12 protein-coding genes are annotated in these 21,818 nt (G+C 67.3%); 9 read left to right on the top strand and 3 right to left on the bottom strand.

The window, feature by feature from the left end; genetic code table 11:
* Window positions 1-8 precede the first annotated feature (8 nt).
* Together BRAD285_RS28205 and BRAD285_RS28210 are read right to left on the bottom strand one after the other, a co-directional pair.
* Window positions 9-1,481 (bottom strand): SUMF1/EgtB/PvdO family nonheme iron enzyme, encoded by a 1,473-nt coding sequence (locus tag BRAD285_RS28205; RefSeq protein ID WP_006611578.1) that lies wholly within the window; start codon window positions 1,479-1,481, stop codon window positions 9-11.
* Window positions 1,482-1,514: 33 nt separating this feature from the next.
* The gene (locus BRAD285_RS28210) at window positions 1,515-6,713 is read right to left on the bottom strand and encodes a hypothetical protein (protein ID WP_006611577.1); all 5,199 of its coding nucleotides are present in this window, start codon (window positions 6,711-6,713) and stop codon (window positions 1,515-1,517) included.
* A gap of 664 nt (window positions 6,714-7,377) precedes the next feature.
* Between BRAD285_RS28210 and BRAD285_RS28215 the strand changes: the two genes are divergently transcribed.
* Window positions 7,378-8,391 (top strand): hypothetical protein, encoded by a 1,014-nt coding sequence (locus tag BRAD285_RS28215; RefSeq protein WP_006611576.1) that lies wholly within the window; start codon window positions 7,378-7,380, stop codon window positions 8,389-8,391.
* On the top strand, window positions 8,384-11,557 hold the full coding sequence (locus BRAD285_RS28220; protein WP_006611575.1) for an efflux RND transporter permease subunit: 3,174 nt from the start codon (window positions 8,384-8,386) through the stop codon (window positions 11,555-11,557). The genes BRAD285_RS28215 and BRAD285_RS28220 overlap by 8 nt, the downstream gene beginning before the upstream one ends.
* A 20-nt stretch (window positions 11,558-11,577) precedes the next feature.
* On the opposite strand, the gene BRAD285_RS28225 is transcribed toward BRAD285_RS28220, so the two are convergent.
* A complete protein-coding gene (locus BRAD285_RS28225) occupies window positions 11,578-12,447 on the bottom strand; it encodes a ferritin family protein (protein ID WP_006611574.1) in 870 nt (289 codons plus the stop codon).
* A gap of 248 nt (window positions 12,448-12,695) precedes the next feature.
* Here BRAD285_RS28225 and BRAD285_RS28230 point away from each other — a divergent pair, with 248 nt between their 5' ends.
* From BRAD285_RS28230 to BRAD285_RS28260, 7 genes are read left to right on the top strand one after another with little or no spacing between them, the layout of a single operon-like run.
* Complete coding sequence (locus tag BRAD285_RS28230; RefSeq protein ID WP_083846366.1) at window positions 12,696-14,960, top strand: NosR/NirI family protein; 2,265 nt, start codon at window positions 12,696-12,698, stop codon at window positions 14,958-14,960.
* Between the two features lie 10 nt (window positions 14,961-14,970).
* Window positions 14,971-16,890, top strand: a complete 1,920-nt coding sequence (gene nosZ / locus BRAD285_RS28235; RefSeq protein WP_006611572.1) for a TAT-dependent nitrous-oxide reductase — start codon at window positions 14,971-14,973, stop codon at window positions 16,888-16,890.
* A gap of 2 nt (window positions 16,891-16,892) precedes the next feature.
* On the top strand, window positions 16,893-18,281 hold the full coding sequence (locus BRAD285_RS28240) for a nitrous oxide reductase family maturation protein NosD (RefSeq protein ID WP_006611571.1): 1,389 nt from the start codon (window positions 16,893-16,895) through the stop codon (window positions 18,279-18,281).
* The gene (locus BRAD285_RS28245; RefSeq protein ID WP_006611570.1) at window positions 18,278-19,198 is read left to right on the top strand and encodes an ABC transporter ATP-binding protein; all 921 of its coding nucleotides are present in this window, start codon (window positions 18,278-18,280) and stop codon (window positions 19,196-19,198) included. Before BRAD285_RS28240 ends, BRAD285_RS28245 begins: the two co-directional genes overlap by 4 nt.
* Window positions 19,195-20,025, top strand: a complete 831-nt coding sequence (locus BRAD285_RS28250; protein WP_006611569.1) for an ABC transporter permease — start codon at window positions 19,195-19,197, stop codon at window positions 20,023-20,025. Before BRAD285_RS28245 ends, BRAD285_RS28250 begins: the two co-directional genes overlap by 4 nt.
* On the top strand, window positions 20,022-20,567 hold the full coding sequence (locus BRAD285_RS28255) for a nitrous oxide reductase accessory protein NosL (RefSeq protein ID WP_006611568.1): 546 nt from the start codon (window positions 20,022-20,024) through the stop codon (window positions 20,565-20,567). The genes BRAD285_RS28250 and BRAD285_RS28255 overlap by 4 nt, the downstream gene beginning before the upstream one ends.
* 10 nt (window positions 20,568-20,577) lie before the next feature.
* Window positions 20,578-21,576, top strand: a complete 999-nt coding sequence (locus BRAD285_RS28260; protein WP_006611567.1) for an FAD:protein FMN transferase — start codon at window positions 20,578-20,580, stop codon at window positions 21,574-21,576.
* Window positions 21,577-21,818 lie beyond the last annotated feature (242 nt).

The raw sequence follows: 21,818 nt of genomic DNA on the forward strand, positions 1-21,818 counted from the left end.
CAGAGCCCCTATGGTGACGACGCGACGCGGAAGCCCAAGGTCGGATGCCGGATGCGGCCATCGTAGCGATCGCGGCTTCCTGCGCGTGCCTCGGCCGAGCCGTTCTTCCACGAACCCGAGCGAATGACGCGCGCGAAACTGCCCTCTTCGAGCCAGGCCGAGCCGTCGGCCGGCGCGCCCTTGTAGTTCTTGTGCCAGGAGTCCGCGACCCACTGGCCGACGCCGCCGCCCATGTCGAACAATCCGAACGGGTTGGCCGGCACGCTGCCGATCTTCGGCGGCTGATCGGAGTCGGCATCGCTGCTGCCGTTGCAGCCTTTGCAGTTCGCCATGCCCGGACGCATGCGGTCGCCCCACCAATAGCGGGTGCGCTGGCCGCCACGCGCGGCGTATTCCCATTCGGCTTCGGTCGGGAGTCGAAACGACTTGCCGGTGGCTCTGGAGAGCCAGGCGAGATAGGCCTGGGTGTCGTCATAGCTCACATTGACGACCGGACGATCATCGGGCCCGGACGCGATGTCGGGGCAGCTTGCCGCCGCCACGCACTGCTTCCACTCGCCGACCGTCACGGGATGCTTGCCGAGCGAGAACGGCCGGATGCTGACCTGATGCGCCGGCTGCTCGGAATCGTCGTCGCCGCCCATCGAAAAGCTGCCGCCGGCGATTGCGACCAACTCCGGCACGCGCAGCTTCGGCTCGGGCTCCGGCGCAGCGCGCGGCGGGGCCGCGGGCTCGGCAACCGGCGGAGCAACATCCACGCTCGCCGTTGGGCGCGGAGCGACGAAACTATTGGACGGCGGCCGTGAGCCGAGCGACGACTCCGGCGGCGGAGACGCCGTCTCCAGCGGAATGCGTCGCGGCGACGATGGCGGCGCGCTGGAGAGCGCGTCGCGCTGCGTGCCGGACGAGCCTGTCCATCCAGGCGGCGGCTGAATCAGCAGCCTGATCTCGCGTAGCGGCAGCAGCACGCCGCCGAGAAAGACCACGCCGAGGACCAGAACGCCGACCGCGGCGCGGATCAGCGTCTTGCGAAATCCTGCCGATCTCGCGAGCAGCGAGCGCCACCAACCGGCTTCCGCGGCGTCCTCATGATCGTCGTGGAGACTCTCCTCCCAGCGCTCAGTGAAGCCCGCCGCGGGCTCAGGAATGACGTGCGGACGCGCGGGGGCCACCGGCGGCGGTTCGTGCCCGGCCATCGCCTCGGGCTCGCCGGCCTCCCACTCGGGCTCGAGCGACTGCTCGAGCGCGCCGCACATCATCAGCAGCAAGCCGCCCTCGCTCTTGCCGGTCCAGCGCTCCTGCACCTCGGGGCACTCGACCTGGTCCTCGACGCTGAGGAAGCTCGGCGGGCGCATCGCACTGAGGGACACCTGCACCGTCCGGCCACAACGGCGGCACGCGACCGCACGGGAGTCCGACGGCAGGCTATCCTCGGCGAGCCGGGGCGCCCGCAGCCATTGCAACGCTGAAGTCTCGCTCATGCCATCCTCGCCTGGTTGGCCCGCCAACCCCGTTTACTGACCCCAGTTGGCGAAGGCGTCCTTGAACACGCGGTCGCCCTCGGTGCCCTTCTCGATCGACAGCAGCGCGCGCGTGCCGCCCTCGTAGACGATCGGGATGTCGAACCACTGCTTGCCCTTGAGCAGCATGAGGTTGCGCTTGGTGTCGACCTCGTTGGCGGACAGCGCCACCATGAAGAATTTCGGCGTCACCTTGGCTGTCTGCGTCACCAGCGCCGTACCGCGCTCGGCCTCCTCGCCCTTGAGGCCGATGCCGCGCAGGCTCGTCAGTCCGCTCAGCGCCTGATCCTGCCAGTCGAATTTGAGCTCCATCACATGGCTCGCCGGCATCTCCGTCTCGGCGTTCCGCCGCAGGGAGAGCGTGACCTTGGTGCCGTTCTCGATCTCGATCTCGCCCTTGATCGCGGGCGCCGCATCGACGCGCGGTCCCTTGCTCTGCTCGACCGACCACGTCACCTTGCCGGGATAGCGCTTGCCTTTCGGATCCTGCGGATCCTCGTAGTAGAGATAGGCCTGCGCGGGCGTGCTGACCGGAACGCTCATGCCGACGGTGGCGTGCTCCTCGGCCGCGGCCGTGACGACGGGCTTGCCGTCGGGCATGATCCGCTCGGCGCTAACCTTGCGCGCGCCCGGCTCGGCCGCGGGCAGCGTCGCAGCCGCTGTCGCATCGCTCAACGGCACCTGCAGCCATTCCGACGCACGCTGCCATGACACGGCCGCGCCGACGATCGCGAGCAACCCGGCGGCTGCGACCGCCATCACCCGCGGGCTCGGCAGACGACGGCGCGGCGCGGCCGTGGTTTCCGCGGCCTTGAACGCCACCGCAACGAGTGACGGATGGATCTTGGTCTCCTCGACAGGCGCAGCGGGCGCCGGCGTAACCGCCACCTCTGGCTTCGCCGGCTCTGCCGGCGCAACGCTCGCGGCCGGCAGCTCCACCACAACTGCCGCAGGCTTCTCTTCGACCGGGCGCGGCGCGACCGGCTCGGGCGTGACGACGACCGGCGGCGCTTCGATCACTCTGACAGCGCGCAGTTCGCTCTTCTCAGGGCCGACCGTCTGCACCACGGGCGGCAGCGCAGGCGGTGTCGGCGGCACCACCGCGGGGACGATAACCTCGGCGGCAGGCACCCGCGGCGGACGCCGACGCAGCACGCGGATCTCGGGCGACGGCTTCACTGGCGTACTGTTGTCCGGCCGCTGCGGTGCCGCCCGGTTGCTCGCCTTGCCTGTGGGCGCGATGCCGTCCGCGCCGGAGCGGCGGGCCATCGAGAGATATTTCGCGACGGTGGCGATCTCCTCCTCGAGCGAATGTGTCGTGCTCACCGAGCGCGGCGCCGGACGCCGCGCGGCGGCAGGGCTCCGTGCCGGCTTCGCCGGCTCAGGCACGCGCATATCGGCAGGCTTGGAGATCTCAGCCATCCGCGGGGCCGGATCGACAGCCGCAGGCCGCGAGCGCAGCTCGATGATGCGATCCGGGAACAGGATCTCGGCGAGATCGCGCAACGATGCATCCGGCAGCAGCAGCCGCCGCAACGGCGATGGAATGCCCCGCAGCATCTTGGGATCGCTACGACCGACGGCGGCAGCGATCCGTCCGGCTGCGGTGAGCACGGCGTCGCGCCGTTCATCGCTGACCAGCACCTTGCGGGCACGCAGCATCGCCGTCAGCTCGCGCAGATCGGAGCGCGAGGCATGGTCGACGACCAAGAGATCGAAGGTGCCGATCCGTGCCGGCAGCAGCTCGGCGACACGCCAGGCGGGCATGATGTGGCAGGGGACGTCCTCGAGCCAGCCATCCAGCGACTTGCGCGCGGCGAAGCGCAGACGGCGGGCGCTCGGGCCGGAGCAGGCCTGAGCCATCTTCTGCATCGTATCGCTGAACCGCTTCAGCGATTGCCGGACGGCGCCGCTCGCATTCTGCGCAATGCCGAGCGACATGCGGGCGCTGATCACGGATTCGAACAGCGCGAGCGATCGCTTCTCCAGCCGCAGGCGTTGCGCGGCGAGATCATGCAGCAGCTGCCGCTCCTCGGGATTTTCGATCCGCATCAGCACGGCCCAATTCCAGGCCGTCATCCATTCGGACAGCGTCTCTGCGTCCACCGCGCCGGGCGTCGCAACCGATCGCAGCCGATCGGCGAGCTTCGGTGCGCCGGCAGCGACGGCCAGCCGGCACGCCGTCCTGATCAGCTCGTAGTCTGCGCCGGCGGCGCGGATCTCGTCCATGGCCGCAACAATGCCAGCCCAGCGCGCTTCGAGCTCATGGGCCTCGGCTTCGGCATCGCCGACCCGCGAGAGCACGTCGGCCTGCACCGCGGCCGCGAGCTCGCCGGCGCCGGCAAACAATTCGCCGAGACGCGCCAGCTCGACCAGCGGTCCGGAGACGCGCTTCATCACGCTCCGGATCGCCATGGCGAAGGCGATCGGCCGCTGCATGTCGGCCAGCATCGCGCTGACTTCTGCGTCCTGCATCGACAGCTTGCGGCAGGCGTCGACCACGTTGCGCATGGCGAGCGCTGCCGTCACGATGGCCGCGTCGACGCTCTTGACGATGCGCTCGAGGTCATCGAAGGCGCGCGCCGATTCCAGTTGCAGCACCGGGGCGTCGATCTTGGTCGCAATTGCCGTCCATCGCGACCGCAGCGTATGCAGCTCGTGCCGCCACAGCAGGAAACGCGCGACAACCTGCCAGTCTGCCGGCGCCTGCGGCGCCATCCCGTCCACCGTGATGGCCTCGACCGCGGCCTTCAAGGCGCGGCGCGACGGCGTGAAGCGCGCGAACGGCTTCTCACCGGCCGCGAGCCGCTCGACGACGCGGATCGCATCGCGCTTGGTGAAGGCCTCGACCGGCGCCTGCACCTGCCGCTTGGCGAACTCTGCACTGCGCGACAGCTGGAACGAGGCGTCGCGCGCCCAGGCCACGACCTTGTCGAGACCGGCCGGAGCGTCGGTCTTCCCGGCTCCGAGCGGCGACAGCTTTGCGAGCCAGCTTTCGTCGGCGATGGCGCGATGGCCGGCGGCGAGCGCATCGAGATCGGCCGCCAGGCGATCAGTGGCGTCCAGCCCGAAGGTCGCGATCGCGTCGAGCGCCAGATCCTCGTCACGGCCGTCCTCGGACGTCAGCGCCGCCTGCTGCCGTAGTTCGTCGTGCAGACGCAGGAGGGTCGCGGTGTCGGGCAGTGCGGAAGCCTCCGGCAACGCGTCGTCGATGTGCTTGAGGCGATCGCCCAGCCGCAGCCGGGCTTCGCGCGCCTTGTCGACCGCCACCACCACCGGGTCGCCGGCATCGAGCAGACGCTTCGGACGATCGACGAACCAGGCGTAGGAGTCCTGCGCGCCGATCAGCCCTTCGAACAGCTCGAACGGCAGCTCCGGCACCGCGCCGGCCAGCCGCAGATGGCGCCGGACGATGTCGGAGATCTCATCGTCGAGCGATGCGATCTGAGTTCGCTTGGAGATGATGTCACGTTCGAGCCGGCCGATCTGGCCGACATGATCGCGCAGGTTCGTCGCCTCGACGATCGACTGCAACCGGCCCGCCAGCGCCTCGGCCTTCCTCAGCACCTCCTTGTCGGTGCCGGTCGAGCTGACGGTCAGCTCGCGAATGCCGGACGGCAGCTTCTGATGCAGCAGCGACAGCGCGGTCTCGTCCCTGGACACGACCAGCACCCGCGCGCCGAGCGCGAGATGATGGCAGACCACGTTGACGAGGGCGGCGATGCGATCCTCGCGCGCGCCCGACTGAACGACCAAACCGTCGGCGCGGGAGAGCTCGCGCACGACCTCCGCATCCTCGGCAATTGGCGGCAGCGGGAAGAACAGATCGCCATGCTCGACGACATCAGGCTTCGGCGCAGGCGCAAGGTCGATCGGACCGCCGACGATGCCCGAGAGCTGCCGGCGCGCATTGGCGTGCCCTCGCCCGTCCGGCTGTGCTACCAGCGCGCTGACCGCCGTCGACAGGCAGCATTCGGTTTGCGGCGCATGCTCGATCGCCGTCTTGAGGCGATCGATGTCGCGCAGCGCGAGGCTCTCCGGCCGGCGCCGCATTGCGATCAGCCAGCGGCCGGTCGCGATCTCCGCTTCAGCGTTGTCCGCAGCTTCCGGTTCGCGCGACGGCTTGCGGCCGCCTTGCGCGCCCGCGGCGCTTGCGATCTGCTCGAGGCTGATCGACGTGAACGGCGACAACTCGCCGCGCTCTTCGAGCGCATCGATCAGCCGATCGGACTGGCCGCGCAAGGCGAGCGCCGCGTCGGGCGCGACAGCATCGAGCGCCCTGAGATTGACGGTCGCGGCGACGAAGCGCGGCCGGACCCGGACCTCGGCATCGGGACGTTCGATGATCTCGATCTCGACCGGACGCTCGAACAGCGGCAGCTCGCATTCGCGCCCGCTTTGTCGCCACGACGACAACGCGATGCCCCACATGATCTCCATCGCGCGGTCGGCCCGGATCGCGGCGGCCATCTCGCGCAGCCGCTGATGGACCGCCATGGTGCGGCGGCGCATGCGTTCTGTCTCGGCCCAGTCGCTCCAGCCGCCGTTGAGGTAGCGCTCGATGCGCTGAACCAGATCCGGACGCAGCTCCAGCCGCAGCCGGCCGGTCCAGGCGCCGAGCGTGCTGCCAGGCGAGAAATCCTCGGGCCGCGCATGACGGGCAAAGGTGAGACGGTTCTTCTCGATCTCGTCGACCGTGACCTGAATGCTCTCGCGCGGCGACGGACGCCGCTCCGGATCGGACGACAGCTCGACCCAGACCTCGAGATCGGCATCGATGGCCGGCGGCTCGGTCGCAGCGAGCGCCTCGACGGCCAGCCATACCGGACCATCGACATCGAACGTGTTCAGCACGACCCCCGGAAGGCGCTCCAGCTCCTCGCGATCGAGGGTAAGGCCATGATCCTCGACGAACAGATGATCGGGTTGCCGCTCGGCAAGAGATCTCTCGGAGCGAATGATCTCGGTCAGACTGCCGAGCACATCGCGCAGCGGCTCGACCGACGCCGCGGTCCCGAGGCCCTCGCTGATCTGCATGCCCCAGGAGTCCGGCGCCGCCTCGCTCTCCGGCGCGACGTACCCCGAAGCCCCGAGAGCGCCAAGCAGCCGCTTGCCGTGATCGGCTGAGACGAGCGACGCGGCGCGGTCGGTCGCCTTACCGTCATTCGGTCGCATGTGCACCGGATGGCTCATCGTGCCGCTCCCCCTCTCAGCTGCGCCGCAACATCGGCTCGCGCTCGGCGAGAGGCTGACCGACAAGGACGGCCCTGACCGTGAGGATCACGGTGCGCCGGGCGATCGGAGCGTGGGTTCAGTCTGGACAAGCTTGCCTCGCTGCAACGTCTTGGAACTCCCGACTCGTTGCGGAGGCGTATGGCGAAGGTAGGTCACATCAATGACCCGACAGGTAGATGAATGTGACGATTGTCGATCTTGCGGGAAATTCGGGAAAAACTCCCGGACTACGCGCTGATGAGAATGGCCCGTAAGGAGCGGCTAGTCCTCAGGTTTTTAGTCAGCGCCGCGCTCGATCGCCGCAGCGTGCGCGTCACCTGCGCGAATACGGTAGAACATGTCTAAGAATACTTCTAACGCTCAAGAAGAAACATGCCGATCTGTGCCGAACATCCCATCTCCCCGCCGCTGCAGGGCTCATGCCCATGTTCGGCCATCGCCATGCCGCGGATGCGGCGGAGCCGCCGACCAGTGAGCCAAACGCCCGCCCGGTTGTGGATCGCAGTCGGCGGCGCGACTCCCGGCCGGCCGCTGCTTGAAACAGCAGAAAAGCTGAAGTAGCTGTTGTTTCAATCACAATAACGCCGTCCAGACGATCCCAGAGCGGTCGGTCCGGCCCTGCATGGTTAGGCATCCGATGAGAGCTTTGGCCGCATGCGGTGTAATCCTGTTGGCACTGATTTCCGGGCCATGGAGCGGATATGCGCAGGCAGAGACGCCTGCGGCCGGAGGGCGTGAGCCTGCCACGGTGAAACTTTCCGCAACGCAGCAAAAGCAGATCGGATTGCAGACGGCGGTCCTGGCGGCGGAATCGCATCCCGAACAAATCCGCGCCTATGGCACGGTGCTGGATGTTGCAAGGCTCACCGAGCTCACCAACAACTACGCCAACGCCCAGGCCCAGTTGCAGACCGCGCAAGCCAGGCTGGAGGTTGCGAGGCTCGCCTACGAGCGCGCGCGCGATCTCGTGCAATCGGCGGCGATGCCGAAGAAGGATGCCGAAGCCGCCGAAGGCACGTTCCGGACCGACCAGGCCGCCCTCGCCGCGGCGGACTCGCAGGTCAAGACATTGATGGCCACCGCGCGGCAGGAATGGGGCGCGGTGATCGGACGGGGGATCATCGAGCGCTCGCCGCAAGTGGTGCAACTGATCGAGCGCGAGCAGCTGCTGGTTCAGGTCACGCTGCCACCGGGCGTAACCCTCGCCGAACCGCCGCGTTTCGCGCTCGCGCAGGCGCCGACGCGGAGCGTCAACATCGATCTGCGCTATTTGTCGCCAGCGACCCGGACCGACCCGCGCATCCAGGGCGTGAGCTATTACTTCGTCGCAGGCGGCGACAGCGGATTGTTGCCCGGCATGAACACGACGGCTTATGTCCCGTCGGGGAAATCCTATGACGGCGTCTTCGTCGAGGATACCGCCATCGTGCAGTGGCAGGGTCGGGCCTGGGTCTATCTGCGCGCCGGACCCGAGACCTTCAAGCGCCACCCGATCCGCACCGATCAGCCGGTCTCCGACGACGACTATGTGGTGCAGGACATCCCCCCGGGCTCCGAGCTCGTGATGCGCGGCGCGCAGGTGCTGTTGTCGGAAGAAGCCAAGAGCGAGCTGCGCGGCGGCGGCGACGATGATTGAGGGCCTTCGCGTTGAGGGCCTCGGCGCGGCCGTCACCGGACCGCAGGCGGCGCTGATCGCGTTCGCGATCCGCTTTCGCGGCGTGGTGCTGGCGCTCGCCTGCACCATCCTCGCCTATGGCGTGTTCTCGCTCGGCGCCGCCCGCTACGGCGTCTTTCCCGACTTCGCGCCGCCTCAGGTTTCGATCCAGACCGAGGCGCCGGGACTGAGCCCCGAGCAGGTCGAGGTGCTGGTCACCCAGGCGATCGAAACCTCGATCAATGGTCTTCCCGGTATCGAGAGCATGCGCTCCTCGTCGATCCAGGGCCTCTCGGTGATCTCCGTGATCTTCCAGGCCGGGACCGATGTCTTCCGGGCGCGCCAACTGGTGACGGAGCGGCTCGCGGTTGCAGCCTCCAGCCTGCCGCAGGGTGTGCGGGCGCCGTCGATGACGCCGCTGGTGCCCGCAGCCGGCACCGTGCTCGCGATCGGGCTGACCTCCGAGCAGCGCTCACTGATGGATTTGCGCACGATCGCCGACTGGACCGTGAGCCGGCGGCTGCTCGCCGTGCCCGGCGTCGCGCAGGTGACGACCTACGGCCGCGACATCCGCTCGCTGCAGGTGCAGGTGCGCAGCGACGACCTGGTGCGGTTCGGCGTCGGCATGAACGACGTGCTTGCCGCTGCCCGCAAAGCCACCGGCGTGCGCGGTGCCGGCTTCGTCGACACCGCCAATCAGCGCGTCATCCTGCAGACACAGGGGCAGTCGTTGACCCCCGAGCAGCTGGCGCGCACGGTGCTGCTGCATCAGGCCGGCGCCAGCGTCGTGCTCGGCGATGTCGCGACCGTGGTCAATGCGCCGGAGCCGCCGATCGGCGGCGCGCTGATCGACGGCCAGCCCGGCATCATGATGATGATCAGCCAGCAATATGGCGCCAACACGCGCAATGTCGCCGCGCGCGTCGAGACCGCGCTGCAGGAGCTGCGGCCGGCGTTGGAGAGCGAGAAGGTCAAGCTACACGCCGATCTGTTCCGGCCGGCGACGTTCATCGACACCGCGATCGAGAACGTGCTGTTCGCGCTGCTGATTGGCGGCGCGCTGGTCGTCATCGTGCTGTTCCTGTTCCTGTACGACTGGCGCACCTCGGTGATCAGCTGCACCGCGATCCCGCTGTCGCTGTTCTCGGCGGTGCTCGTGCTGCAATGGATGGGGCAGAGCCTGGACACGATGACGCTCGGCGGCCTCGCAATCGCGATTGGCGAGGTGGTCGACGATGCCGTCATCGGAGTCGAGAACGTCGTGCGCCGGCTGCGCGACAACCGCGCTCTGCCATTGCCGCGCAGCGAGGCCCGGGTCGTCTATGACGCCATGCTCGAGGTGCGCAGCGCGGTGGCCTATGCCACCTTCGCCGTGCTGCTGGTGTTCGTTCCGATCCTGGCGCTGCCGGGACTCGCCGGTCGGCTGTTCGGTCCGCTCGGCATCGCCTATATCCTCGCCGTCGTGGCCTCGCTGCTCGTGGCGCTGACGGTGACCCCGGCGCTGTCGATGATGCTGCTCGCCGGCCGCAAGCCGCGCGCGAGCCGGGAGCCGCCGCTGGTGCGCTGGTCGCGCCGCTACTACGAGCGGCTGCTGCGCGGACTGAGCCGCTTTCCCAAGCTGGTGATGGCGTCTGCGCTGCTCATCACGATCGGCGGCGCCGGCCTGGTGCCGCTGTTCGGCGGCTCCTTCCTTCCCGACCTGAAGGAGGGTCATCTGATCCTCCACGTCTCGACACTTCCAGGCACCTCGCTCGATGAATCGCTGCGGTTGGGCACCTTGATCGCCGCCGCGCTGCGCGAGGTGCCGGAGGTGCGCAGCGTCGCGCAGCATGCCGGCCGCGCCGAGGCCGGCGTCGATACCGCGGGCACGCATTCGAGCGAAATCGAAGTCGACCTGAAGCCCGGCCTGTCCGGCGACGAGCAGGAGCGCGCCGAGCAGCACATTCGCGCCGCGCTCGCGAACTTCGCCGGCATCAACCTCTCGATCAAGACCTACCTGACCGAGCGCATCGAGGAGACGCTGTCCGGCTTCAATGCCGCCGTCGTCATCAACGTGTTCGGTCCCGATCTCGACGATCTCGAGCGCGCGGCGAACGACATCGCGCGCGAGCTCGGCGAGGTCTGGGGCGCGATCGACATCCAGCAGCAGTCGCCGCCGGGCATGCCCCAGGTCAACGTGACCCTGCGCCCGACCGATCTGCAGTCCTGGGGCCTCGATGCGGTGGAGGTGCTGGAGCTGATCCGCACCGCCTATCAGGGCGACGTCGTCGGCCAGGCCTATGAGGGCAACGTCGTCTTCAACGTCATCGTCAAGCTCGATCCCGACGCCAGTGCCCGCCCGACCGAGATCGGCAACATGCCGATCCGGACGCCCAGCGGCGCCTACATCCTGCTGAAGCAGGTCGCCGACGTCTACGGCACCGCCGGGCGCTACGTCGTGCTTCATCGCAACGGCCAGCGCGTGCAGACGGTGACCGCCAACGTCCGCGAGCGCGATCTGGAATCCTTCGTCACTGCTGCCAAGCGCAAGATCGCCAAGGAGGTCAAGCTGCCGCCGGGCGCGCATGTCGAGTTCACCGGCGCCGCGGAGGCGCAGGCCAAGTCACGGCGCGACCTGCTGGTCAACTCACTGCTGGCGACGATCGGGATCGTGCTCTTGCTGTCGCTCGTCACCGGCCATTGGCGCAACTTGGTGCTGGTGCTGATCAATCTGCCCTTCGCCTTCGTCGGCGGCGTCATCGCGGTGGCGCTGACCGGCAGCGTGCTGTCGCTGGGATCGATGGTCGGCTTCGTCACGCTGTTCGGCATCGCGCTGCGCAACTCCATCCTGATGATCTCGCACTACGAGCATCTGGTCAGCAAGGAAGGGCGAAGCTGGGGACTGGAGACCGCGATTGCCGGCGCCGCCGACCGCCTGGTGCCGATCCTGATGACCTCGCTTGTGACCGGCCTCGGCCTCTTGCCGCTCGCGCTCGGCGCCGGCGAGCCCGGCCGCGAGATCGAGGGCCCGATGGCCATCGTCATCCTCGGCGGCCTCTTGACCTCGATGGCGCTGAACCTGCTGGTGCTACCGACCCTGGCGCTGCGCTTCGGGCGCTTCATCGCCGAGACATCGAAGCCGCGCGACGCAGGTGCCGCCATCGCCTGATCAACGGCCCTGTGCTCCGATCAACCGAGCGAGCGCAGCCAGGCCAGTCGCGCAATCGCCTGCGCGGCGAGCCGCTGCAACAGATCGAGCTGGCCCGGCTCCGTCGCGCGCTCTGCCTGATCCAGATAGCCGTCCGCGAGCGCCTCTGCGATCACAGCCGCGTCAGCCTGTGCGAGCGCAGCGGGCAGGCGGATCAGATCGGCTCCACCGGTCGCCATCGCCGCGGCCTCCTGGGCCAGCTCGCGCATGCGATCCGCTTGAGGACCTCGGCGGGGCGTGGCCATCTCGCCGAGCAGTTCGGCAAGACGATGTTCGAGCTGACCTGCTGCGACAGGTTCGCTGGGCGCCACCATCGACGGCGCGCGCCTGGCGTCAATCTCGCGATGATAGGCGCGGCGCCGCTCCTTGCGCAGCGTCGCGACATGACCGAGCTCCTCGCGCGCCATCGCCTCCGATGCTGTCCTGACATCGGCGCTGTCGCTATACGCCGCGAGGTAGGACCAGAACGCGAAGGCTCGCTCCTCGTTGCGCACCGCCATCGACAGCGCCCGGTAGGGCGTCATCAGGCGCGAGCGCTCGATCTCCGCGACGGCATCGGCATCGAAGGTCTCCGGCGCCTGCCAGCGCACCAGCGACGCATCCGGCGCGTGCCCGGTCCGCGCGTGTGACCATGTCACGACGCTGTCGACATGCTCGCGCTCGGCCGCTGCCAATTCAGTAAACACCTGCGCCAACTCGCCCCGGCCCTGGCGCTGCATCTCCTCAGCGAGTTCGATGTAGCGATCAGCCGCCTCCTGTTCCATCGCATTCGCGAGCGCGAACATCTCATTCAGCGAATGCAGGTTCCCGGCCGGTTCCGACTTGAGCAGGAGCGTTCGTGACAACAACATGATGGATTGACCTGCTGACTTGTCCGGGCTGTTTGATCCAGCGCAAAGTTGGTTGCAACGCGACCCACTAGACATCTGGCCACATCAGGAGTCAATTTAGGTTGGCTCGATTTGCTTCGGGGTCGCCAATGGCGACGATCCCTCTTTCCCAAACACACGACTGATAGGAATACGCGTCCTTCGGGGGCGGCCCGTTCCGCTTGAGGTGATCAATGGTTGCGAGTGATGTCGCCACCGATCGAGGACGCATGGCTGCTGCAATCCTGGCAGTCATCATCGCGCTCTGCGTGATCGCAGCACCGCGCACGGCGCATGCTGCCGGCGATCTCGCGAACTATCTGTCGAAGGTCGCGCCGGGCGAGTTCTTCCCCGAAGCGGATCGGTTCGGAGCGCCGCAAGGCGAGCCGCCGATTGCCCCCGTCTATCGCGGCGATCAGCTAAAGGGCTACGTCTATCTCGATTCCGATTTCGCCAATTCGGTCGGCTACTCCGGCAAGCCGATCCATATCCTGGTCGGCATCGATCCGAAGGGCGTCATCACCGGACTGAAGCTGGTCGACCACAAGGAGCCGATCGTGCTGATCGGCATTCCCGAGCCGCGCATCGTCGCCGCGCTCAACGGCCTGCTCGGCAAGGACATGACGCCGGTCGCGCAAGGCGCGGAGCACGCGCCGCAGGCCGACATCGTCTCCGGGGCCACCGTCACCGTGCTGGTGATGCATGACAGCATCGTCCGTGGCGCGATGCGCCTGATCCGCAGCGGCCGCATCGGCGCGAGCACGGCAACCGCCACCGCCGCGCAGCCCAACGTGGTGAAGTCGGTCGATCCCGACAAGAGCGAGGTCCGCGACTGGACCAGCCTGCTCGGCGACGGCTCGGTCCGACGGCTTCACCTTAGTATCGGCGACGTCAACGACGCATTCGCCAAGTCAGGCAATGCAGCGGCCGCGCAGAATCCGGAACCAGGCAGTGCCGACGACACCTTCATCGACCTCTATGTCGCGCTCGCCAGCGTGCCGACGATCGGCCGCAGCCTGCTTGGCGACGATGGCTATCAACGGCTCAAGGCCCGGTTGCAGCCGGGTCAGCAGGCGATCATCGTCGCCGGCGACGGCGCCTATTCGTTCAAGGGCTCGGCCTATGTGCGCGGCGGCATCTTCGATCGGATCGAGGTGCTGCAGGAAGGCGCGAGCACGCGGTTCTGCGACAAGAACCACACGCGGCTCGGCGGCCTGGAGGCCGCAGGCGCCCCCGCCCTGCGCGAGATCGGGTTGTTCGTCACGCCGCCCGAATTCACGCTCGACCCGACCGAGCCATGGCAATTGCAGTTGCTGGTGCAGCGGACCACCGGCAACCGCGACAAGGCGTTCCTCACCTTCGACCTCAACTACACCCTGCCCGACATCTACCTGAAGCGCGAGACGCGCGCCGCGGCCCCCGCGGCGAACGCGCCTGCGGCGGCTCCTGCTCCGGCCACGACGACGCCAGCCCCGGCGGACGAGACGGAAGAGCCGCTCTGGATGCGCATCTGGCGCACGCAGACCGTCAACATCGGCATCACCGCTGTCGCCCTCGCCGTCCTCACCGGGATCTTCTTCTTCCAGAACGTGCTGGTACGCCGTCCGCAACTCTACACCTGGGTGCGACGCGGTTATCTCTTGTTCGTGCTGGTCTGGCTCGGCTGGTACGCGAACGCGCAGCTCTCGGTCGTCAACGTCGTCACCTTCACCAATTCGTTGCTGACCGGCTTCCATTGGGAGTTCTTCCTTGCCGCGCCGCTGATCTTCATCCTGTGGGCCGCCACTGCCGCAGGCCTGCTGTTCTGGGGTCGCGGGCCGTTCTGCGGCTGGCTGTGTCCGTTCGGCGCGCTGCAGGAGCTGACCAACACGGTGGCCAAGTGGCTGAAGGTTCCGCAGATCACCGTGCCATGGGGCCTGCACGAGCGGCTCTGGCCGATCAAATACATCATCTTCCTCGGCCTGTTCGGCCTGTCGCTGTACTCGGTCGCGCTCGCCGAACAGGTCGCCGAGGTCGAGCCGTTCAAGACCGCGATCATCCTGAAGTTCGCGCGCAGCTGGCCGTTCGTGCTCTACGCCGTCGCTCTGCTCGGCATCGGCCTGTTCATCGAGCGCTTCTTCTGCCGCTACCTCTGCCCGCTCGGCGCCGCACTCGCCATTCCCGGCCGCATCCGCACCTTCGAATGGCTGCGGCGCTGGAAGGAATGCGGCTCGCCGTGCCAGCGCTGCGCCAAGGAATGTCCGGTGCAGTCGATCCATCCCGAGGGCCACATCAACGTCAATGAATGCATCTACTGCATGCATTGCCAGGAGCTCTATTACGACGACCAGCGCTGCCCGCACATGATCCAGGTCCGGCTCAAGCGCGAGAAGTTCGAGGCGATGTCCTCGCCCACGATGCGCGCAGCGAAGGCCGGCCCGAAGACGCTCATCACCCATGCCGGCCAGCCGCTGACGGCGTCCGCTCAATCCCCCGATCTCACTCGCCCATCATAAGGAGACCACGATGGCGCACGACGACGACCACAACAAACTCAGCCGCCGGCAGATCGTCGGCACGGCCGCGCTCGGCGCAGCCGGCGTGGCCGGCAGCATCGGCCTCGGCAAGAGCCTCGAGACCACGCCGGCCGCGGCACAGCCACGCCCCGCGCAGAACAAGGCCGAGGTGGCGCCGGGCCAGCTCGACGAATACTACGTGTTCTTCTCCTCGGGACAGACCGGCGAGCTGCGCATCGTCGGCATGCCCTCGATGCGCGAGCTGATGCGCATCCCGGTCTTCAACCGCTGCAGCGCGACCGGCTGGGGCCAGACCAACGAGAGCCGCAAGATCATGACCGAGGGGCTGCTGCCGGAGACGCGCGAGCGGCTCAAGGACAGGCTCGGCATCTGGATGAACGGCGACACCCATCACCCGCACATGTCGTTCACCAACGGCACCTATGACGGCCGTTACATCTTCATCAACGACAAGGCCAACACACGCTTGGCTCGCATCCGCACTGACGTGATGAAGTGCGACAAGATCATCGAGCTGCCGAACCAGTACACCATCCACGGCATGCGGCCGCAAAAATTCCCGCGCACCGGCTATCTGTTCTGCAACGGCGAATATGAGGTGCCGCTGCCCAACGACGGCAAGGTGCTCGACGACAAGTCGAAGTACTGGTCGATCTTCTCGGCTGTCGACGGCGACACCATGAAAGTCGCCTGGCAGGTGATCGTCGACGGCAATCTCGACAACACCGATTGCGACTACCAGGGCAAATACGCCTTTGCGACCTGCTACAATTCCGAGAAGGGCGTGACGCTGGCCGAGATGACGGCGAGCGAGCAGGATTGGGTGACGATCTTCAACATCAAGCGCATCGAGGAAGCCGTCAAGAAGGGCGACTTCAAGGAGATGAACGGCGTTCCCGTCATCGACGGCCGCAAGGGCTCGCCCTACACCCGCTACGTGCCCGTCTCGAACAGCCCGCACGGTCTCAACACGTGCCCAGACGGAATCCACGTCGTCGCGAACGGCAAGCTGGCACCGACGGTGACTGTCATGGACGTGCGCCTGATCGATGGTCTGTTCGACGACAAGATCAAGCCGCGCGACATCGTCGTCGCAGAGCCCGAGCTCGGCCTCGGGCCGCTGCACACCGCCTTCGATGGCCGCGGCAATGCCTACACCACGCTGTTCCTCGACAGCCAGGTCTGCAAATGGAGCATCGATCTCGCCAAGCGCGCCTTCAAGGGCGAGAAGGTCAATCCGATCATCCAGAAGCTCGACGTGCAGTATCAGCCGGGCCATAACCATTCGTCGATGGGCGAGACCAAGGAAGCCGACGGCAAATGGCTGCTGTCGCTCAACAAGTTCTCCAAGGACCGCTTCCTCAATGTCGGCCCGCTCAAGCCGGAGAACGATCAGCTCATCGACATCTCCGGCGACAAGATGGAGCTGGTGCATGACGGCCCGAGCTTCGCCGAGCCGCACGACGCCGTGATCGTGCACCGCTCCAAGCTCGAGGGCCGCGTGACGTCGATCTGGAAGCGCGACGATCCGTTCTTCGCCGACGCCCGCAAGCAGGCTGCGGCCGATGGCGTCACCCTGGAGAGCGATGGCAAGGTGATCCGCGACGGCAACAAGGTCCGCGTCTACATGTGGTCCAGCGCGCCGGCCTATGCGCTCGAGAAGTTCGAGGTCAAGCAGGGCGACGAGGTGACCGTCTATGTCACCAACATCGACGACGTCGAGGACCTCGTGCACGGCTTCTGCATCGTCAACTACGGCGTCAACATGGAGATCGATCCGCAGCAGACCTCGTCGGTGACGTTCATCGCCGACAAGCCCGGCGTCTACTGGTATTTCTGCACGTGGTTCTGCCACGCCATGCACATGGAAATGCGCGGCCGCATGCTGGTCTCGCCGCGGAACGCCTGACGATGCGGCGGCTGCGCCATATCACGACATGGGGGCTGGCGGCGTTTCTCGCCGCCGGCCTCGCCTTGCCTGCTCGCGCGGCGACGCTGCAGGTCGCGCCCGATACCAAGGATCTGCAGGCTGTGCTGGATCGGGCCGTTGACGGCGACGAGATCTCGCTGTCCGACGGCACATATCGCGGGCCGCTGCGCGTCACCCACAGCATCACCCTGACCGGCTCCCCGGGCACGACCATCACGGCCGACGGCCAGGGCACCGTCATCACCGTCACCGCGCCGGGCACGGTCATTCGCGGCCTGACGATCCGCGGCTCCGGCCACTCGTTGGAGCAGATGGATTCCGGCGTCTTCGTCGAACAGGCCGCGCACGACACGCTGATCGAGAACAATCACATCGAGGGCAATCTGTTCGGCGTCTATCTGCACGGCTCGGCCAACGCGCTGGTGCGGCACAACAGCATCATCGGCCTGCGCGCGACGCATCCCGGCGGCGCCGGTAACGGCGTCTCGGTATGGAACGCGCCGGGCGCCAAGGTGATCGACAACGACATCCGCTACGGACGCGACGGCGTGTTCGTCATCACCAGCCGCAACAACGTCTTCAGCAACAATCGCTTCAGCGACCTGCGCTTCGCGATCCACGACATGTACGCCAATGACGGCGAGATCACAGGCAACGTCTCGACCCGCAACATCATCGGCTATGCGATGATGTTCTCCAAGAACCTCGTGGTGAAGGACAACGTCTCCGACCACGACCGCGACCGCGGCATGCTGTTCAACGCGACCAACGGCTCGCAGATCTCCGGCAACAGCGTCATCGGAGGCCTGCAGCCGGCGGAGCGCTGGGCCACCGCCGAGAACCGCGGCGCCGACGAAGGTGTGCCGCAGACCGAGACGCGTTCGGTCACGCAAACGGGCGGCGTTCGCCCGGGTCCGGAGAAATGCGTGTTCGTCTACAACACCAATAACAATCGCATCACCGACAACTGGTTCGAGGGCTGCGAGATCGGCGTGCACTTTACCGCGGGCTCCGAAGGCAACGACATCCGCGGCAATGCCTTCGTCAACAATGCCAGCCAGATCAAATATGTCGGCACCCGCCATCTCGACTGGTCGAAGAACGGCCGCGGCAATTACTGGAGCGACAATCCCGGCTTCGACCTCAATGGCGACGGTGTCGCCGACACCGCCTATCGGCCGAACGACCTGATCGACCGCGTGCTGTGGACGGCGCCCGCCGCCAAGGTGCTGATCAACAGCCCGGCCGTGCAGGTGATCCGCTGGGCGCAGGCGCTATTCCCGGCGATCCTGCCCGGCGGCGTCGTCGACAGCCACCCGCTGATGTCGCCGCCCGCGCGCCGCACGGCTGCAGGGAGCACACCCAGATGAGCGCGACCGTCCACATCGCCAATGTCGTGAAGCATTATCGCAAGGTCGAAGCCGTGAAGGGCGTGTCGTTCGATCTCGCTGAGGGCGAGATGGTGGCGCTGATCGGCCACAACGGCGCCGGCAAGACCACGCTGATGAAGATGATGCTGGGCCTCATTCGCCCGACCAGCGGCACCATCGCCGTGCTCGGCGAAAATCCCGCCGCCGGCGAGTTCTCCGCGCGGCGCCAGCTCGGCTATCTGCCGGAGAATGTCGCCTTCGATGCCGCCCTCACCGGCCGCGAGACGCAGGCGTTCTATGCGCGGCTCAAGCGTGAGCCGGTCAAGGACGCGCTGGCTCTGCTCGACATCGTCGGCCTCGGCCATGCCGCAACGCGTCGCGTCAGCACCTACTCCAAGGGCATGCGCCAGCGCCTCGGCCTCGCGCAGGCGCTGATCGGCCGGCCCCGCGTGCTGCTGCTCGACGAGCCGACCACCGGCCTCGACCCGGAGCTGCGCCAGACGTTCTATGTGGTCATCCAGAAGCTCGCAGCCGAAGGCACCACCGTCCTGCTGTCCTCGCACGCGCTGACCGAGTTGGAGGAGCGCGCCGGCCGCGTCATCATCATGAACCGCGGCCTCAAGGTCGCCGACGGCACGCTCGACGAGCTGCGCCGCCTGGCGAGGCTGCCGACGCGGATCAGAGTCAAGGTGGCCGACCTGCCGCCGTCGGGCGCGCCGGCCTGGCTGCCGGCCGCCACGTCTTATCGCCGGATCAACGGCCACATCGTCGAGATCGATGCGGCGCCGGACGAGAAGATCGATCTGCTGCGCCGCGCGACGGCCGACGGAAACACCGTGCAGGACCTCGAGCTCATTCCGCCCAATCTCGACGAGCTCTACGCCCACTTCTTGCGCCACGCGGAGCGCCCGCAATGAACGGTCTGATCACCATCGCCGCCAAGGAAATCCAGCAGGCGATCCGCAATCGCTGGGTCCTGGCAGCAACCTTGCTGCTCGCCGGGCTCGCACTGTCGCTGACCTTCCTCGGCAGCGCGCCGACCGGCACCGTCGGCGCACGTGCGCTTGATGTCGTCATCGTCAGCCTGTCGAGCCTGACGATCTTCCTGATCCCGCTGATCGCGCTGCTGATCGCGCATGATGCCATCGTCGGGGACATGGAGCGCGGCACCATGCTGCTGCTGCTGAGCTATCCCGTGGCGCGCTGGCAGGTGCTGCTCGGCAAGTTCCTCGGCCACCTCGCGGTGCTCGCCTTCGCCACTTGTCTCGGCTATGGCGCCGCCGCCGTGGCGCTGCTGATCACCGGCAGCAGCTTCGATGCCGAGGGACTCGCCGCCTTCGCCGCAATGATCGGATCCTCGGTGCTGCTCGGCGCTGTCTTCGTCGCGATCGGCTATCTCGTCAGCGCTGTCGTGCGCGACCGCGGTACCGCCGCCGGGCTGTGCATCGGGCTGTGGCTCGTGCTGGTGCTGATCTACGACATGGCCCTGCTCGGCCTGCTGGTGCTGGACCAGGACCGCAACATCTCCGGCGGCGTGCTCAGCACGCTGCTGCTGCTCAACCCGGCCGATGCGTACCGGCTGTTCAACCTCACCGGCTTCGCCAATGTCAGCCTGTTCTCCGGCATGGCCGGGCTCGCCGCCAGCAGCACGCTGTCGGTGCAGGCGCTGCTGACCGCGCTGGTGCTGTGGACCGTGGTCCCCCTCGCCGGCGCCACGCTGGCCTTCTCCCGGAGGGAGCTATGAAACGAATCGCTCTTGCCTGCGCGCTCGCCGCCGCTTTCGCGCTCACCGGCTGCAACGACAAGCAGGCCGCCGCCCCGCCGCCGCCGATCAAGCTGACCCAACAGGCGATCGGGCGCTATTGCGGCATGAACCTGCTCGAGCATTCCGGCCCCAAGGGGCAGATCTTCGCCGCCAGCCTGATCGAGCCGGTGTGGTTCTCCTCGGCGCGCGACGCCATCGCCTTCACGATGCTGCCCGACGAGCCAAAGGACATCCAGGCGATCTACGTCTCCGACATGGGCAAGGCCACGAGCTGGGACAATCCCGGCGCCGACAACTGGATCGAGGCGCGCAAGGCGCTGTTCGTGATCGGCAGCCGGCTCAAGAGCGGCATGGGCAGCGATGAGGCCGTGCCGTTCTCGGAACGTGCGGCCGCCGAGCGCTTCGCCGCCGAGCATGGTGGCCGGGTCGTCAGCTTCAGCGACGTGCCGCGCGACTACGTACTCAGCGCGGCGGACGACAGTGCCAGCGCGGCCGATCCGGACGCCGGGAAAACGAATTGAGGTGCCCGTCATGACACATCACCTCTCGCGCCGGCGCTTCATCCAGATCAGCGCTGCGGTCGCCGGCCTCTCGATCGCTCCGCTTGGCACGCCGCGCGCCAAGGCCGACACCAGCCTGGTCGAATGGCGCGGCACCCTGCTCGGCGCCGTCGCGACCATCAAGCTGCACCATCACGACCCACATGAGGCGGAGCGGCTGATCGCGCTATCGATCACCGAAGCGCGCCGGCTGGAACGGCTGTTCAGCCTGTACCTGACCGACTCGGCCCTGGTCGCCCTCAATCGCACGGGCGTGCTGCTCGATCCGGCTCCGGAGCTGGTCGACATCCTCGCGCGCTCCAAGCGCTACGCAGAGCTGACCGATGGCCGCTTCGATCCCACCGTGCAGCCGCTCTGGACGCTCTACGCCGATCACTTTGCGCGACCCGATGCAGATCCGAACGGCCCACCACAACCGGCCGTCGCCGATGCGCTGACGCGCGTCGGCTACGACAAGCTTTCGATCAGCCACGATCGCCTCGTGATGCCGCGCGGCACGACGCTCACGCTGAACGGCATCGCGCAAGGTTATGTCACCGATACGATCGTCGAACTCTTGCGCAGCCAAGGCGTGCAGCAGAGCCTCGTCGACATGGGCGAGGCCCGCGCGATCGGGCCGCGTCCGGACGGGCTGCCGTGGGAGGTCGCCATCGAAGATCCGGAGCACACCGGACGCACCGCCGCGATGCTCCCGATCGTCGACCGCGCGGTCTCGACATCAGGCGCCTACGGCTTCCGCTTCGATCCGCAAGGCCGCTTCAACCATCTGTTCGATCCACACAGCGGCGACTGCGCGCAGCGCTATCGCAGCGTGACGACGGTCGCGGACAACGCGACCGCGGCGGATGCGCTGTCCACCGCCTTCAGTCTGATGTCGCCGCCCGAGATCCGCGCCGTGCTGCCCCGCTCGGGCATCGAGCGCGTCCACCTGATCGACGCGACCGGAGCGGCCATCGACCTCGGGGCCTGATCCCAGGCATCGCGCGACCGGCTCAAATTTTCGCAACTGAAGCGCGGGCCCTCCATCGGCAGGGAGTGATAGTGGCTGCGCATCGCGCGCCGCGGCGCACCCAAGGCTCGCCCTCCTCCGCGCATTGGAACCTGCTGCTCACACGGCTTCGTTGTTAGTTCAATCCCGAACATGAATTCTCGTTAAACCGGCAACGTTTGCCGCGACGGCACGTTTGATGGACAGCAGCAACGCCGCTCCCC

It is taken from the genome of Bradyrhizobium sp. ORS 285 (genome assembly GCF_900176205.1).
Taxonomy (GTDB): Bacteria; Pseudomonadota; Alphaproteobacteria; order Rhizobiales; family Xanthobacteraceae; genus Bradyrhizobium.